The organism is Citrobacter sp. EC_71, assembly GCF_019584005.1.
GTDB lineage: Bacteria > Pseudomonadota > Gammaproteobacteria > Enterobacterales > Enterobacteriaceae > Citrobacter > Citrobacter werkmanii.
In genome coordinates, this window is sequence record NZ_VDAY01000001.1 from 215,402 (window position 1) to 231,273 (window position 15,872).

Below are 15,872 nucleotides of genomic sequence, written 5' to 3' on the forward strand. Positions count from 1 at the left end.
ACCTCTTACTGCTTCAGTTTGGGATCGAGCGCGTCACGCAGACCGTCACCCATCAGGTTAAATGCCAGCACCGTCAGCAGGATCGCCAGCCCCGGGAAGGTCACCACCCACCAGGCGCTTTGGGCAAACTGCAGAACGTCAGAGAGCATGGTGCCCCATTCCGGCGTAGGCGGCTGTGCGCCCATCCCCAGGAAGCCGAGGGCAGCCATATCGAGAATGGCGTTAGAGAAACCGAGCGATGCCTGAACGATCAGCGGCGCAAGACAGTTAGGCAGAATATTGACGAACATTTGGCGCATCGCACCGGCTCCCGCCACGCGCGAAGCGGTAACGTAGTCGCGGTTGACTTCCACCAGTACGGCGGCGCGTGTCAGGCGCACATAGTGCGGTAACGCCACGAACGTCAGCGCCAACGCGGCGTTGCCAATCGAAGGACCAAATACCGCCACCAGCACCAGCGCCAGTAACAGGCTCGGCAGCGCCAGCATAATATCGACCACGCGCATGATAACGTTATCGATAATCCCGCCAAAGTAGCCGGCGATCAGCCCGAGAATGACCCCCATCAGCAGGGAGAGAACCACGACCAGACAGCCGACCAGCAGCGACAGACGCGCGCCGTACATCAGACGAGAGAGCACATCGCGGCCCACATCGTCAGTACCAAACAGGTGCGCCATCGTGCCACCTTCCTGCCACGCAGGCGGTGCCAGCAGCGCATCACGGAACTGCTCAGCCGGATTATACGGGGCGAGAACATTCGCAAAGACCGCAATCAGAATCATGATGACAACATAAACCAGCCCGACAACCGCGCCTTTATTGCGCTTGAAATAGTGCCAGAACTCCTGCATCGGGGTCATCGGCACCGGTGCGGCAATAACTTTATTTTCAGTAACCTGTGACATGATGGCCCCTTACTTCTTATGACGAATACGCGGGTTCACCACGCCGTACAGCAGGTCTACCAGCAGGTTGACGAGAATAATCATCGTCGCGACCAGTAGCACCCCGCCCTGTACCACCGGATAATCGCGGCGCTGTAACGCATCGATCAACCAGCGTCCCAGCCCAGGCCATGAGAAAATAGTCTCGGTCAGGATCGCCCCGGCCAGCAACGTACCAACCTGTAGGCCGATAACGGTGACAACGGGCAGCATGGCGTTACGCAAAGCGTGAATGATGATGACGCGCATACGGGTCAGGCCTTTGGCACGGGCGGTACGAATGTAATCTTCACCCAGTACTTCCAGCATTGATGAACGAGTCATACGCACAATTACCGCCAGAGGAATGGTACCCAGCACCATCGCGGGCAGGATCATATGCGCCAGCGCATCTATAAAGTTACCCTCTTCACCCCAGATAGCGGTGTCAATCAGCATAAAACCGGTCAGCGGGTTGGAATCATCAAGGAATACCATGTCGCTCACCCGGCCGGAAACCGGCGTCAGGTTCAACTGCACGGAAACCAGCATGATCAGCATCATGCCCCACCAGAAAATCGGCATCGAGTAACCGGTCAGCGCCAGGCCAACGGCGGTGTGATCGAAAATGGAACCGCGCTTAACGGCGGCAAGCACACCCACCGGAATACCCACTGCGACGGCGAAAATCATCGCGCAGACACCAAGTTCCAGCGTGGCTTTAAAACGAGGCACGAACTCATCCCACACAGGTAAACGACTTTTCAGCGAGATACCTAAATCACCATGCATAACCCCCCAGATATAATGGAGGTACTGCTGCCACATCGGTTTATCCAAACCAAGTTCGGCCAGCAGTTGAGCATGACGCTCAGGGGAGATCCCACGCTCACCCGCCATGATCATTACCGGATCGCCGGGGATCATATGGACGAAGGCAAAAGTGAGAAGAGTGATACCGATAAACGTGGGGATGACGAGTCCCAAACGTCGGAGAATGAACTGCAACATAACCCGGATTCTCTCTAATGACGCACGGCCTGGAACCGTGAGTCTGTATTGCTCACAAATCTTATCCCACGCAAACTGCATCGCGGGTAAAGCATTACGCCGGATGGCGCTGCGCTTATCCGGCCTACACAACACCGGGGCGCAGCGCTTCCTTGATTGCTTTTAATTATTCGACAGAGACGTTTTCGAAGTGATGTTTGCCTAATGGATCAACCACATAGCCTTTAACTTCTTTACGCACTGGCTCGTACACGGTGGAGTGAGCAACAATCAGAGCCGGAGCCTGATCGTGCATAACAACCTGAGCTTGTTTGTACAGTTCGATACGCTTGTTGTGATCGTCGGTGGCACGCGCTGGCTGGATCAAGTCTTCAAACGGCTTGTAGCACCAGCGAGAGTAGTTTGAACCGTCTTTCGCTGCCGCACAGCTGAACAGGGTGGCGAAGAAGTTATCCGGATCCCCGTTGTCACCGGTCCAGCCCATCATAACGGCCTGATGCTCACCCGCTTTGGCGCGTTTCAGATACTCGCCCCACTCGTAGGTCACAATCTTGGCCTGAACGCCAATTTTCGCCCAGTCAGCCTGAACCATCTCCGCCATACGGCGCGCGTTCGGGTTGTACGGACGCTGTACCGGCATTGCCCACAGTTCAACGGTAAAGCCCTTGTCCTGACCGGCTTCTTTCAGCAGCGCTTTCGCTTTCTCAGGATCGTAACTGTAGTCTTTAATGTCATCGTTATAGCCCCACATGGTCGGCGGGATCAGGTTCTTCGCAGCTACGCCAGCGCCCTGGTAAACGGCTTTGATGATCGCTTCTTTGTTTACCGCGTAAGTCAGCGCCTGACGAACTTTAACGTCATCAAACGGTTTCTTCTCGGTGTTGTAAGAGAGGTAGCCCACGTTCAGACCAGCCTGCTCCATCAGGTTGATGTTTTTATCCTGCTTCATGCGCGCGATGTCTGCCGGGTTCGGATACGGCATCACCTGGCACTCATTCTTCTGCAGTTTGGCGTAACGCACGGAAGCATCAGGCGTAATAGAGAAGACCAGACGGTCGATCTGCGGCTTAGTACCCCAGTAGCCAGGGAAAGCTTTATACAGAATACGGGAGTCTTTCTGGTATTGCTGCAGCTGGAACGGACCGGTACCAATTGGGTTGAGGTCTACTTTCTCCGGGGAACCAGCTTTCAGCATGTTGTCCGCGTATTCTTTAGAAAGAATAGAAGCGAAGTCCATCGCCAGATCGGCCAGGAACGGTGCTTCCGGACGCGTCAGTACGAACTGAACGGTTTTATCGTCCACTTTTTTCACTTCGGAGATCAGATCTGGCAGACCCATCCCTTCGAAGTATTCATAACTGCCGCCAGAGACTTTGTGGTACGGGTTCTGGGCATTTTTCTGACGATCGAACGAGAACACCACGTCATCGGCGTTAAAATCGCGCGTCGGTTTGAAATCTTTGTTGTCCTGCCACTTCACGCCCTGGCGCAGGTGGAAGGTGTAGGTTTTACCGTCTTCGCTGATTTCCCACTTCTCAGCAAGGCCCGGGATCACTTCGGTGGTACCGATTTTGAATTCAACCAGGCGGTTATAGATCGGTACGGAGCTGGCATCATAGGTGGTGCCAGAGGTGAAAAGCTGTGGGTTAAAGCCTTCAGGAGATCCTTCTGAACAATAAACCAGAGTTTTAGCCTGTACGCTTGCTGCGACGGTCATGGCCACCAGGCTCAGACCAAGCTTCAGCATCCCTGACTTCTTCAAGGAAATACTCATTCTTCTGCTCCAAATGTGATGTTTGTTGTTTTACCCTTTGCAGTGGGTTTGCACCGCCTGGCCTTTTTTGTTTTTTACCCGGCCGGGTCGGCGTTAAGAGGATGGGGATTCCGTTCACATAAGCGACTGAGTTGCAGTGCGGATTCTCCATGAAATGCCCCTCATGCCCTACAATCTGTCAACAGAATGTGAAAACGTCAATACAGGTAACCGTGATTTACACCAACGGTGAGAATTGACAAACAAAGATTAAAAAAAGTGCAGACGGCTATTTTCAGCAGGGAAATTTGTGCTACGCGCTCTGTGCCAGAATAAACTTCTTAATATTTCGCAACATTTGGTGATTAACATTTATGCAAATTCTTAAAACTTTCTAAATTAATGCTGCATATCTGAGCGATTAATACCATGAACGTTAAAACGCACAGCGGAAAATGCCAGGTTCAGCCATAAGTAGCGCAAAAAAAGTTTCATGCAAATATAAAAAAAGGCAATGGAATATGTCACAGAATCGTTAACAGTCAGTGGGAAGTGGCGCACAATTTTTGTAGGCAAAATGAAGGTCAAAGGTGGGGTTGGAATAACGCCTTACACGCCGGGATGAAACTAAGCCTGTAGGCCGGATAAGGCACCTGCGACGCCATCCGGCGATGCCTCCCGAATTGCCTGATGGCGCAGGCCTACAAATGCAAAAAACCCTGCTCGTTGAGCAGGGTTTTGAATTTGGTCGGTGATAGAGGATTCGAACCTCCGACCCCTTCGTCCCGAACGAAGTGCGCTACCAGGCTGCGCCAATCACCGAATGCGGGGCGCATCTTACTGCTCAGCAGCGCGCCCGTCAATCCCTTAGCATCAAAATGCCATTTGATCGGCGAGAAAGTCAGCAGCCTTCGTTACTGGGCTGCAACCTTCTTCGCGTCCGGAATACGGCACCAGTTGTTATTTTCGTTAATACCGCCATTTGGCGAGGTATAACCGAGGCAACCTAAAATAGTGTCGTATAGCTCCACATGACGACGCGGCACCTTCATATCAGCTTCTTGCTTCAGATGCGCGAACGCCTTCGCATGGTCGGGATCTTCCAGATACTTGTCAGACATCCACACCAGCATAGGAACGCGGAACTGTTCTGGCGGCGCCATTTTACGTGGCGTCCCGTGCAGGTGCTCACGCTCGTTAATCGACTCACCGTGATCGGCGGCGTAGAACACTATCGCTTTCTTATCGCGCAGCTGATCAAACACTTGCGTAATAAAGTGATCCACATAGGTTACCGAGTTATCGAATGAGTTGATCATCTCAGCTTTTGAGCAGCCGCTATCAACATTGACGCATTCCGGCTTCCACTGTGCATATTCACGGGTGTAGCGCTGCGTATAGTTAAAATGCGAGCCTTTGGTATGCAGAATAATCAGGTGCTTACTACCGTCATCGTTCTGCTGCAGAGACTGCTGCATCTCGGGAATCAACAGCATGTCATCAACGTTTTTGCCACGGTTACGCGGCTCAGCGCCGATCTGCTCACGGTAGGAGATGTTCTCCGCCATGGTATTACTGTAAAACCACATCTCGCTTTGCATTGCGTAAAGGTCTGTCTTGAACCCTAACTGAGTAAGCACGGCAAAAACGTTTTGTTCTTTGAGGGTTCGCTGAGGATTTTCTTCCGCCCCACCTTCACGTACAAACATGCAGCGCAGAGAAAGTTTGGTTGCCGTATCACAGGAATATCCCCGGAACGCGGCCAGATTTTTCTCCTGGGCGAGCCTTGGCGTGGTATTTCGCTCGTAGCCAAAAATCCCCATATGATCCCAGCGGGTGGTTTCGCCGATGATAAACACCACCCAGGTGTCGTCGAGGTTCTTCGGCGCAACATAGGTAAACTTTTTGGCCGGGTTCATCAGCGATTTGTTATCTGAAGACTCATCCACCTGCGCCCAGGCGTACAGGCCCAACGCCGAGAGCCAGTTTGACGGTAAATAAGAGTTCGCCACAACCCCGCCATAGCTGGGTAGATCGATGCCGGTTTCCCGTTCAACGCTTCTCTGTTGCATACTCAACAGGCGAATCGGCACCCACACCATCAGACCTGCCAGTAACACCACCGCCACGCTACGCCATCTCATGCCCGGCGTACGAATCTGTCTCATCAGGGTATAGCGGCAGCGGTTACTCCAGATCAACACCAATGGGATAATACTGACCGAAACCAGCCACACGATGAAATGCCAGCCAACCACTTCTTTCGATAAATCAATATCCGTGGTCATGACGGAGGCAATAATACCGTAGCCAATAACCACGTTCAGGAAGGTCATATAATAGCTGGCGCCGGCAGAACACAGCACCACAAAGGTGGCCAGCACACGCCAGGCCCGTCGACCGAATAAAGAGAGAAGCCGTAATAAAAAGAAGGTCACCAGCACAGTGCCGGCTAATTCAACAACCGCAGAGAGTCCTTTCCAGACGGTGAATTCGTGCGCATATCCGCTAAAACGACGGAAAAATACAGCACAGTTCATAAACAAACCGATATAGATTGCCAGCAAGAAACTGAGTTTCTGCTGCGTCATCGACTTAATGTATCTCATGCAAACAAACCCTGGGGATCGGGATAAAAACTCCCTGCGCAGCGGCCAAACAGACTTTACAGGGGAAAAATGCGACAACAGCAGAGGTGAAATATCTACGGGCGCGGGTAAGTAGACCACAGGAGGGAAGAAAAGTGCTTATAGAGAATGCAAATGGCGCATATATTTTTGTAAATATATGCGCCAGGTATTAATCAGACCACTAATAGATTTAGGCGTGCGCCTCGGTATATACGCTACGTTGCGGCTGGCGAATAGTGGTAGAAAGTGCCAGCGAGATGATTAACAGCGCAAAGATAACGCAGAAGGTCACATAGAATCCGCCAAACAGCGAGGCGATAATGGAACCACAAATACTGCCGATACCGAAGCCCAGGTAAATAACACCGTAGTTTTTAGCCAGGTTATTGAGGCCAAAGAACTCACTCACCAGTGACGGGAACACGGTGATGGTGCCGCCAAAGTTAAATGCCACACAAGCAATTGCCGCAAAGAAAGTAACGTCATTGAGCGGGGCGAAGAGCAGCGCCGCCATACCGACCAGCGAAACTACCTGACCAATGGTGATAACACGAATACGAGAGATTTTGTCGGACAGAATACCCAGAACCAGACGGCCTGACAGGTTAGCGATGGAGATGACGGTCACCGCATTTGCCGCCGTGGCAACATCCATATGCGCCAGGCTCTGCGCAATATCTTTCGCCACGCCAATTACATACAGCCCGCTCATACACGCAGTGAGGAACATCACGGCCAGCATCCAGTACTGTGGTTTACGCATGGACTGCGCCAGGCTGTAGTCGTTCTCGACCACACCATTTTTCGCCTTCACTTCCTGATTCGGTGCATCTTTCATCAGCATGGAGCCAAAGACGATCATCACCAGCACAATTGCGCCCCAGATCATAAAGGTTTTTTCCAGACCCACGGTGCTAAGCAGTTGGCTGTCGATAAATTTAAAACCGAGGCTACCCAGGCCATAAGAGCCGATAGCAAAGGCGGAAATCAGCCCCTTACGCTCAGGGAACCATTTTACGCAGTTGGAAAGGGTTAACAGGTATCCGGCACCATCCGCCAGACCGACCAGTACACCGGCACTCAACCACAGCATAATCAGGCTGTCAGAGTGGGCGGTTAAGAAGAAGCCGACGCCCAGTAAGATACCGGAGGCCATGGTGACGCGCTTCACGCCAAAACGTTCTTGCAGCTTCCCGGCGACGGAAGAAGAAATCGCCAGCCCCAGGCTCAGTAAACCAAAGGAAAACGCAACCTGGCTCACCGGTGCGTCAAGTTTAGAAGAGAGTGCGCCGTTAAACAGGCTCCAGGTATAAACAGAACCTAAGGCAAATTGGGTAATGATGGTGCCGATCAGTGTCAGCCAACGGGTACGCTGATAATCAGTAGTTTTCATGGCAGTCTTCCTGCATAAGCAAAATGGGAAATTCTCTGCCAACAACCATACCGAAGCGCCATTTATACCAGGAAAAAACGGCATGAAATGCCGTCAGAACGGAATGAAATGCCTGGATTGCGGAATGAATGACGAGACAAAAAGTTGGGATACTGAATTTTACCGCATGTGTTAGTACACGCTATCGCTGGAAAGCGTGTGATTGTTGATCTCAATATGTAACTGAGATGTAGAAACGATGATTGCTTTCGTTAAAATTTGGCACTAACACCCATGGTGTACATATAGTCGCTGTTGTTGGTACTGTTTTCTGCCTGAGAAAGTGCGGCGTAAGCCGCCATATGTGGATTCAACAGCATATCTGCGCCGACGGTGACATCCAGCCAGTTACCATCCTGTCCTGCTGTCGTCATGCGGCTGAGACCCGACTGCGCCTTCCAGATATTCTCGCCAAACTGTTGGTTATAGCTGATTTGCGCCCAGGGACGCACATCACCGAACTGCGAATTGACTCGCCAGCCTAACGTGCTGACGCTGGCATGCCACATCGGATCGGTCGGTGTTATTGAGGTCGCGCTATCACCAAACTCGTTGTAGGTAGACGTGGTCGAGCCGTCATAATGTAAGGCGGCGACCGGTCCGGTTGTTACCTGCCTGGAAAGAGGAAAGTTCCAGCCCATACTCATGCCGCTGGTCGTATCCATCAGCGTCTGATCGGCCAGATTCACCACCGGCCCCGCCACGTTCTGCGTAGAACGAATTCGTTCCTCCAGAATGTCGTTATAACGTGGTTGGTGATCGCTGTCCCATGTATAACGTTCAGCCGTATGCCCTGACATCGCATCAACGATATATTCTTGTTGCCAGCCATATGCTGTATTGATGGACAGCGCACAAACTACAACGCTCGCCAGAGTTAACCTTTGGCGACCACTACTGTTTCTTATAATCATCAACGCGACTCCAGAAAAGAGCCGAATTCGGCGATATTATTGTCATTGTGTGTAGGAAATCGGGGCCATCAGGCCCTGTATTAAATATTGTCTTTTTAGCTGGCGCGTCAAGGCGGGCCGAATGAAATTTTTACGCCAGTAAAACAGCGAGGAAGAATATGCAGCGTTGCGGATGGGTCAGCCAGGACCCACTTTACATTGCCTATCACGACAAGGAATGGGGCGTCCCCGAAACCGATGGCAAGAAGCTGTTCGAAATGATCTGCCTGGAAGGCCAGCAGGCGGGATTATCATGGATCACCGTACTGAAGAAACGGGAAAATTATCGCCACGCCTTCCACCATTTTGATCCGGAAAAAGTGGCAGCCATGACCGAAGAGGATGTGGAAAGGCTGGTACAGGATGCCGGCATTATTCGCCATCGCGGAAAAATTCAGGCCATTATCGGTAACGCTCGCGCATTTCTGGCCATGGCGCAAAACGGTGAATCGTTTAGCGAGTTCGTCTGGTCATTTGTTGATAACCAACCGCAAGTGACCCGCGCCGCCAACCTGAGCGATATCCCCACCTCAACGCCTGCGTCAGATGCGCTGTCTAAGGCGTTAAAAAAACGCGGGTTTAAGTTTGTCGGCACCACCATCTGCTACTCCTTTATGCAGGCCTGTGGTCTGGTCAACGACCATATCACCAGTTGCATCTGTTACCCAGGGGCACAACATGATTCGTGAATCTAAAGCTGACGATCTGCCGTCAATTCTGGCGCTGTGGATGGAAAGCACGATCCATGCCCACCCGTTTATCGACGAAGGCTACTGGCGCGAAAGTGAACCCATCGTGCGTGATGTATACCTGCCCGCCGCGCAAACCTGGGTGTGGGAAGAAGAAGGTGTACTCAAAGGCTTTGTCAGCGTGATTGACGAACGCTTTCTTGGCGCGTTGTTTGTCGCGCCTGCGGCCATCAGAAGCGGAATTGGTACAGCGCTGGTGCAGCATGTGCAGCAGCGCTTTTCTCTACTCAGCCTGGAGGTCTACCAGAAGAATCAGTCAGCGGTAAACTTCTACCATGCGCTGGGTTTTCGCATTGAAGACGGCGCATGGCAGGAAGAAACTCACCACCCCACGTGGATTATGGGCTGGCAGGCGGATCAAACGCCGTAAGCGTCAGGGCGGGTCCATTGTATTTTTCGATCCACGCCAGGGCAGTGTTGCCCGCGCAGCCATTCCCCAGCTTCGAGCTGGGGAGATCTTTGGTCAGCACGTTGACGGCACCATTTTTACAAATACCACCGGCAGTGAGATCCAAATCAGGCCAGGCGCCTTCATGAATGCAGATGACGCCAGGTTTAATCCCTGTCGTCACGACTGCACCCGCCAGAACGTGCCCACGCGGGTTCCACACCCTCACCGTGTCGCCATCCTTAATACCACGTGCGTTGGCGTCCTGCGGATGGATCGTAACGGGCTCACGATCCGCCACCGCATACTGCTCACGCAACGCACTGTAATTCAACTGGCTGTGCAAACGGTGCGCCGGATGGGCGGAAAGCAGCTGTAACTGACCCGGCTCGGCGTTACCAAACCACTCATCAGGTTCCAGCCACATCGGGTGTCCAGCACAATCCGCATAGCCGTAACCAGCAATCTTCGCGGAGTAGATTTCAATTTTTCCGCTGTCCGTTTTCAGCGGATGCGCCTGTGGATCGCAGCGAAAATCCGCAAACCGAATAAAGTGCGCGCTGGCGGGGTTTTCCGGCATTTCGATCAGGGCGTTGCGCTGCCAAAACTCGGTGAAGGACGGCAGTGTGACCTGCTGGCTGGCCCCGCGCTGCCCGGCGATATTGTAAAAGGTCTCCAGCCACGCCAGCTCGCTTTTACCTTCGGTGAATCGTTCATAGCCGCCCCTTTCCCAGCGCTCGCTCAGCTCGGCAAAGACATCAAAATCATTGCGCGCCTCATACTGCGGCGGCACAACCTGCTTCATCGGCACCAGGTGCTGGTTGCTGTAATCACCCGTCATGGTGAGGTCGTTGCGCTCAAACGAGGTGGTCGCCGGTAATACGATATCGGCATGCTTAGCTGCGGCGGTCCAGAAACACTCCGAGATAACCACCAGCTCCGGTTTTTGCCAGGCGCGAATCAGACGGTTGGTGTCCTGGTGATGAGTAAAGTTGGCCCCGCCGGCCCACCACAACATGCGGATGTCCGGGAAATGCCGGTCCATTCCATTGTGCTGGTAAAAACCCCCGGGGTTCTCCAGCGCTTCGACAATTCGCGCCACCGGGATTTTATCCACCGCGTCGGTGCCGCCTTTAACGCTGCCCTGCATTGAAGCCAATACAGCGGCACGACGCGTTGGGTTACCGCCGTTGGCAAAATGGTACGACAGCCCAAAGCCACCGCCAGGCGTGCCGATTTGCCCGAGCATGGCGGCCAGGGTGACAATCATCCAGTGTTTCTGCTCGCCATACTGTTGGCGCTGCATTCCCCATCCGGCCATCAGCATGGTGGTATTTTGGTGGAATATCGCCGCCAGTTCACGTATTTTTGCCGCAGTTATCCCACAAATTTCAGCAGCCCACTCTGCCGTTTTTGCGACATTGTCAGTTTTACCCAGCAGATAGTCGGCAAACCGCTCATAACCAGTGGTACAACGGGCGAGAAAGTCTTCGTCGTGCCAGCCGTTTTCCACCAGCGTATACGCGATGCCCAGCATCAGCGCCACGTCGGTACCCATATGCGGGGCGATCCATTCCATCTTATCGCCAAAGAAATCCACGCTTTCCGATCGCATCGGATCGATACAGATCAAACGTTTGCCGCTATCACGCAATGCCTCAAAGTAAGCAAGACCCTGTTCGTCGGAAGCATTCCAGGCAATCTTCAGGGTATTCAGCGGATTGGCGCTCCATAACACCACCACATCGCTGTGTTCCAACACGACGGGCCAGCTGGTCTGCTGCTGGTAAACTTCGTTGCCGCCCACCACGTACGGCATGATGGCCTGCGCGGCGCCCGTGGAGTAATCCCCCAGATGCCCGGTATAACCGCCCGCCAGTGCCATATAACGTTGTAACAGGGTCGCGGCTTTGTGTAACACGCCGTTGGAGCGCCAGCCGTAGGAACCAGCAAAAATCGAGGCCGGGCCATAGCTGTCACGGATACGTTTATGCTGCGTATGGATAAGCGTCAGCGCGTCATCCCAACTGACGCGAACAAACTCATCCTGCCCGCGCACGCCCTGTGGGCTTTCCGGCGAGGCGAGGAAGCCTTTACGTACCATCGGAAAACGTACCCGCGTTTTACTGTGTACCTGGTCACGCACCACGGTTTGCAAAGAGTTGGGATGAGTGGTGGGCAACGCGCCACGGGAGGAGAAAACGGTCTCGCCATCGGTTTCGACGAGAATAGGTCCCCAGTGGGCAGCGGTTAACACCGAGTAGTGTGCGGGTGAATTAGCCAAGATGGCGCTCCTGAATACGATGTGGCGGCTTATTTATTCTGCCGTTCAATGTTACTTACAAATTTCAGAGTCTTCCCTGGAATTTTCTTCATGTTCACACGTCATAATCAACCGCCACTGTCGCTGTGGCAAAGAAGAATAAGTCATTAAGGAATTGAGATGAAGAAACGTGTTTTTGTTATTGCTGCCATCGTGAGCGGCGCCCTGGCGGTTTCTGGCTGCACAACAAACCCTTACACCGGCGAGCGCGAAGCGGGTAAATCCGGTATTGGCGCAGGCATTGGCTCTCTGGTCGGCGCGGGTATTGGCGCACTCTCTTCTTCGAAGAAAGATCGTGGCAAGGGCGCACTGATTGGCGCAGCAGCTGGCGCGGCTGTTGGCGGTGGTATCGGCTATTACATGGACGTGCAGGAAGCAAAACTGCGCGAAAAAATGCAGGGAACCGGCGTCAGCGTGACGCGTAGTGGCGATAACATCATTCTGAACATGCCAAACAACGTCACCTTCGACAGCAGCAGTGCCAACCTGAAACCTGCCGGGGCTAACACACTGACCGGCGTGGCCATGGTTCTGAAAGAGTACAATAAAACCGCGGTTAACGTGCTGGGCTTCACCGACAGCACCGGCAGCCAGGATCTGAATATGCGCCTGTCACAGCAGCGCGCGGACTCCGTCGCCAGCGCCTTGATCACTCAAGGCGTCGCCGCTAACCGAATCCGCACTCAGGGTATGGGTCCGGCAAATCCAATCGCCAGCAACAGCACGGCGGAAGGTAAAGCGCAGAACCGCCGCGTAGAGATTACCTTAAGCCCGATCCAGTAACGTTTTAAGCCGGAGACAGGCTGCGCCCGATCCGGCATGAAGCACTTGCCATCGTTGATTTTCGCGTTAAGGTGTTGTCACCAAATTCAGGGAAATCAGCGATGAGCAAATCAACACGGGCAACCATCAGCGATGTGGCGAAGGCCGCAAAAACCGGCAAGACCAGCATTTCACGTTACCTTAACGGTGAAAAGCACCTGCTATCCGACGCGCTGCTGGCCCGCATTGAACAAGCCATTGCCGATCTCGACTACCGACCCAGCCTGATGGCACGCGGCCTGAAACACGGTCGCACCCGCCTGATTGGCCTGATCATCGCAGATATTACCAATCCCTACTCTGTCAACGTATTAAGCGGAATTGAAGCCGCCTGCCGCGATAAAGGCTTCACCCCGCTGGTATGTAACACCAATAACGAAGTGGATCAGGAGTTGCACTATCTTGACCTGTTGCGCAGTTACCAGGTCGAAGGGATTGTGGTCAACGCCGTTGGGATGCGCGAAGAGGGGCTGAATCGCCTGCAACAGTCTGCGCTGCCGATGGTACTGATTGATCGTAAAATTCCTGATTTCGCCTGCGATATGGTCGGGCTGGATAACACCCAGGCCGCAACGGTTGCCACGGAACACCTGCTTGAACAAGGCTTTGAAGCCATTCTGTTTCTCAGCGAACCACTCGGCATGGTGAATACCCGCCGCGAACGTCTGAGCGCCTTTCGCGCCACGCTCGCACGCTATCCCGGCGTTATCGCGCAAAATGCCGAAGTTCCGCTAACGGACAATGCGCAACTGGATGACACGCTGCGCCAGTTCCACCAGCAGCATCGGGGCATGCGCAAAGCCGTTATCTCCGCCAACGGTGCCCTTACGCTACAGGTTGCCCGCGCCCTGAAGCGCATTGGCCTCAACTGGGGCAGCGATATCGGGCTACTTGGTTTTGACGAGCTGGAATGGGCCGAGCTGGCGGGTGTCGGTATTACCACGCTGAAACAACCCACATGGCAGATTGGCTACACCGCTGTGGAACAGGTTGTACGCCGGATCGATGGCGGCTCTGACGCCATTCAGGAACAGGTTTTCTCTGGTGAACTGATCGTGCGCGGCTCTACCGCCCGCTAAATTTCCTTCGTGATGGTGATCATAAATTCGACATCCCAGGCTTTTCTTTGGAACCGGTTCCATCTAGCGTTATAGCAAGAACGCTGGTTATGGAGTTTCCATGAAAAGAAAAATTATGGTGGTCACCGCCGCCTACGGCTATGAGCAGGTCCGCGCTGCGGGTGGACAAACCGCCATGCTGCCCATCATTGCTGAAGCCGGTGCTGACGGCGTCGAAATTCGCCGCGAGATGCTAACTGACACCGAACTCACCACGCTGTCAACGATGGCCTCAGCGATCGAAATCTTCGGCCTGCTGGCCTGTTATTCAGCGCCTGAGCCGCTGTTCCTTGAGGACGGTAACCTCAACCCCCGTCTTCCGGCGCTATTTGCGGAAGCGCAGACCCTGCAAGCGCTGTGGTTAAAAGTCTCCCTTGGTCATTTTTCCCATACCGAACAGTTCGACGTTTTACGCGAATGGCTGGATAACAGCGGGATGGAGCTGGTTGTCGAAAACGATCAGACCGCCTGCGGACGCCTGCAGCCAATGCAGCACTTTAACGAAGCCTGCCAAATGCAAAACCTGCCGATCTCGCTGACCTTTGATATGGGCAACTGGCTGTGGGTTGGCGACTCCCCGGAAGAGGCGGCGAAAAACCTGGCGCCAACCGTGGGATACATCCATGTCAAAGCCGCCGTTACGCATCGCGACAGCTACCGTGCAGTGCCGCCTGATGCAGCCGATCCGCGCTGGCTGGCGCTGTTAAAAACGCTGCCTGACGATGTTCCGCGCGGCATCGAGTTTCCCCTGGAAGGACAGGATTTGACGGCGGTTACCCGCCATTACGTCGAGCTGTTACGCGAGGAGTAACGCATGAAGAATTCACTGGATGTGGTCACTATAGGTGAAGCGATGGCGATGTTTGTCGCCACGCAAACCGGCGACCTGGCGGATGTAGAGCAGTTTATCAAGCGCGTTGCAGGCGCTGAACTCAACGTGGCGACCGGTCTTGCTCGTTTGGGTCTGAATGTAGGCTGGGTAAGCCGCGTAGGTAACGACAGTTTTGGCCGTTTTATTATTAAGTCGCTGGAAAAAGAAGGGATTGATGCGCAGGGAGTCACTCAGGACGAGCGTTTCGCTACCGGCTTTCAGCTTAAATCTAAGGTCGAAAATGGAACCGATCCCATTGTGGAATACTTCCGCAAAGGCTCCGCAGCCAGCCATCTCAGTATTGAGGATTACCACGAGGACTATTTTGCCAGCGCGCGTCACTTGCACCTGAGCGGCGTGGCAGCCGCGCTTTCCGCCAGTTCCTATGAACTTCTGGCGCATACCGCCCGGGCCATGAAAGCTCAGGGGAAAACCATCGCGTTTGACCCGAATTTGCGTCCGGTGCTGTGGAAAAGCGAAGCCGAGATGGTGGAAAAACTGAACCGGCTGGCATTCCAGGCTGACTGGGTTTTGCCTGGTCTAAAAGAGGGAATGATTCTCACCGGACAACAAACACCTGAAGCCATCGCCGACTTTTATCTGCGCCATGGTGTGAAGGCAGTCATTATCAAAACAGGGGCAGATGGTGCCTGGTACAAAACCGCCAGCGGCGAGCATGGCTGCGTCGCACCGGTAAAAGTCGACAACGTGGTTGATACGGTCGGCGCAGGCGATGGCTTTGCCGTGGGCGTGATCAGCGCTCTGCTGGAAGGCCGTTCGCTGCATCAGGCAGTGACCCGCGGCAATAAAATTGGCGCACTGGCCATTCAGGTTCAGGGCGACAGCGAAGGATTACCCACACGTGAACAATTAGGGGAATAAATCCCCGGCCAACT

General features: G+C 53.6%; 13 protein-coding genes and 1 tRNA gene. 6 read left to right on the forward strand and 8 right to left on the reverse strand.

Annotated elements, in window-relative coordinates:
- Positions 1-5 precede the first annotated feature (5 nt).
- From dppC to FHD02_RS01000, 7 genes are all read right to left on the reverse strand, one after another.
- A complete protein-coding gene (gene dppC / locus FHD02_RS00970) occupies positions 6-908 on the reverse strand; it encodes a dipeptide ABC transporter permease DppC (protein ID WP_042311715.1) in 903 nt (300 codons plus the stop codon).
- 9 nt (positions 909-917) lie between these two features.
- Positions 918-1,937 (reverse strand): dipeptide ABC transporter permease DppB, encoded by a 1,020-nt coding sequence (gene dppB, locus FHD02_RS00975; RefSeq protein ID WP_032940634.1) that lies wholly within the window; start codon positions 1,935-1,937, stop codon positions 918-920.
- 166 nt (positions 1,938-2,103) lie between these two features.
- Complete coding sequence (gene dppA / locus FHD02_RS00980) at positions 2,104-3,711, reverse strand: dipeptide ABC transporter periplasmic-binding protein DppA (protein ID WP_038635147.1); 1,608 nt, start codon at positions 3,709-3,711, stop codon at positions 2,104-2,106.
- 724 nt (positions 3,712-4,435) lie between these two features.
- A tRNA-Pro gene (locus FHD02_RS00985) sits at positions 4,436-4,512 on the reverse strand.
- 92 nt (positions 4,513-4,604) lie between these two features.
- A complete protein-coding gene (eptB, locus tag FHD02_RS00990) occupies positions 4,605-6,299 on the reverse strand; it encodes a kdo(2)-lipid A phosphoethanolamine 7''-transferase (protein WP_137361647.1) in 1,695 nt (564 codons plus the stop codon).
- 211 nt (positions 6,300-6,510) lie between these two features.
- The gene (locus FHD02_RS00995; protein WP_042311707.1) at positions 6,511-7,713 is read right to left on the reverse strand and encodes an MFS transporter; all 1,203 of its coding nucleotides are present in this window, start codon (positions 7,711-7,713) and stop codon (positions 6,511-6,513) included.
- Between the two features lie 251 nt (positions 7,714-7,964).
- The gene (locus tag FHD02_RS01000; RefSeq protein ID WP_137361648.1) at positions 7,965-8,666 is read right to left on the reverse strand and encodes an autotransporter outer membrane beta-barrel domain-containing protein; all 702 of its coding nucleotides are present in this window, start codon (positions 8,664-8,666) and stop codon (positions 7,965-7,967) included.
- A 158-nt stretch (positions 8,667-8,824) separates the two neighbouring features.
- Between FHD02_RS01000 and tag the strand changes: the two genes are divergently transcribed.
- Together tag and FHD02_RS01010 are read left to right on the forward strand one after the other, a co-directional pair.
- A complete protein-coding gene (gene tag / locus FHD02_RS01005) occupies positions 8,825-9,394 on the forward strand; it encodes a DNA-3-methyladenine glycosylase I (RefSeq protein ID WP_137349103.1) in 570 nt (189 codons plus the stop codon).
- Positions 9,384-9,824, forward strand: a complete 441-nt coding sequence (locus tag FHD02_RS01010) for an N-acetyltransferase (protein ID WP_220393462.1) — start codon at positions 9,384-9,386, stop codon at positions 9,822-9,824. The genes tag and FHD02_RS01010 overlap by 11 nt, the downstream gene beginning before the upstream one ends.
- On the opposite strand, the gene FHD02_RS01015 is transcribed toward FHD02_RS01010, so the two are convergent.
- Positions 9,793-12,126 (reverse strand): molybdopterin guanine dinucleotide-containing S/N-oxide reductase, encoded by a 2,334-nt coding sequence (locus FHD02_RS01015; protein WP_220393463.1) that lies wholly within the window; start codon positions 12,124-12,126, stop codon positions 9,793-9,795. The genes FHD02_RS01010 and FHD02_RS01015 overlap by 32 nt on opposite strands.
- A gap of 159 nt (positions 12,127-12,285) precedes the next feature.
- Between FHD02_RS01015 and FHD02_RS01020 the strand changes: the two genes are divergently transcribed.
- From FHD02_RS01020 to FHD02_RS01035, 4 genes are all read left to right on the forward strand, one after another.
- Positions 12,286-12,948, forward strand: a complete 663-nt coding sequence (locus tag FHD02_RS01020; protein ID WP_003827397.1) for an OmpA family lipoprotein — start codon at positions 12,286-12,288, stop codon at positions 12,946-12,948.
- Between the two features lie 101 nt (positions 12,949-13,049).
- Positions 13,050-14,066, forward strand: a complete 1,017-nt coding sequence (locus FHD02_RS01025) for a LacI family DNA-binding transcriptional regulator (RefSeq protein WP_061380947.1) — start codon at positions 13,050-13,052, stop codon at positions 14,064-14,066.
- A 100-nt stretch (positions 14,067-14,166) separates the two neighbouring features.
- Positions 14,167-14,916, forward strand: coding sequence for a sugar phosphate isomerase/epimerase (locus FHD02_RS01030; RefSeq protein ID WP_220393464.1), 750 nt, complete (start codon positions 14,167-14,169; stop codon positions 14,914-14,916).
- Between the two features lie 3 nt (positions 14,917-14,919).
- The gene (locus tag FHD02_RS01035) at positions 14,920-15,858 is read left to right on the forward strand and encodes a sugar kinase (protein ID WP_220393465.1); all 939 of its coding nucleotides are present in this window, start codon (positions 14,920-14,922) and stop codon (positions 15,856-15,858) included.
- The last annotated feature ends 14 nt before the right edge of the window (positions 15,859-15,872 follow it).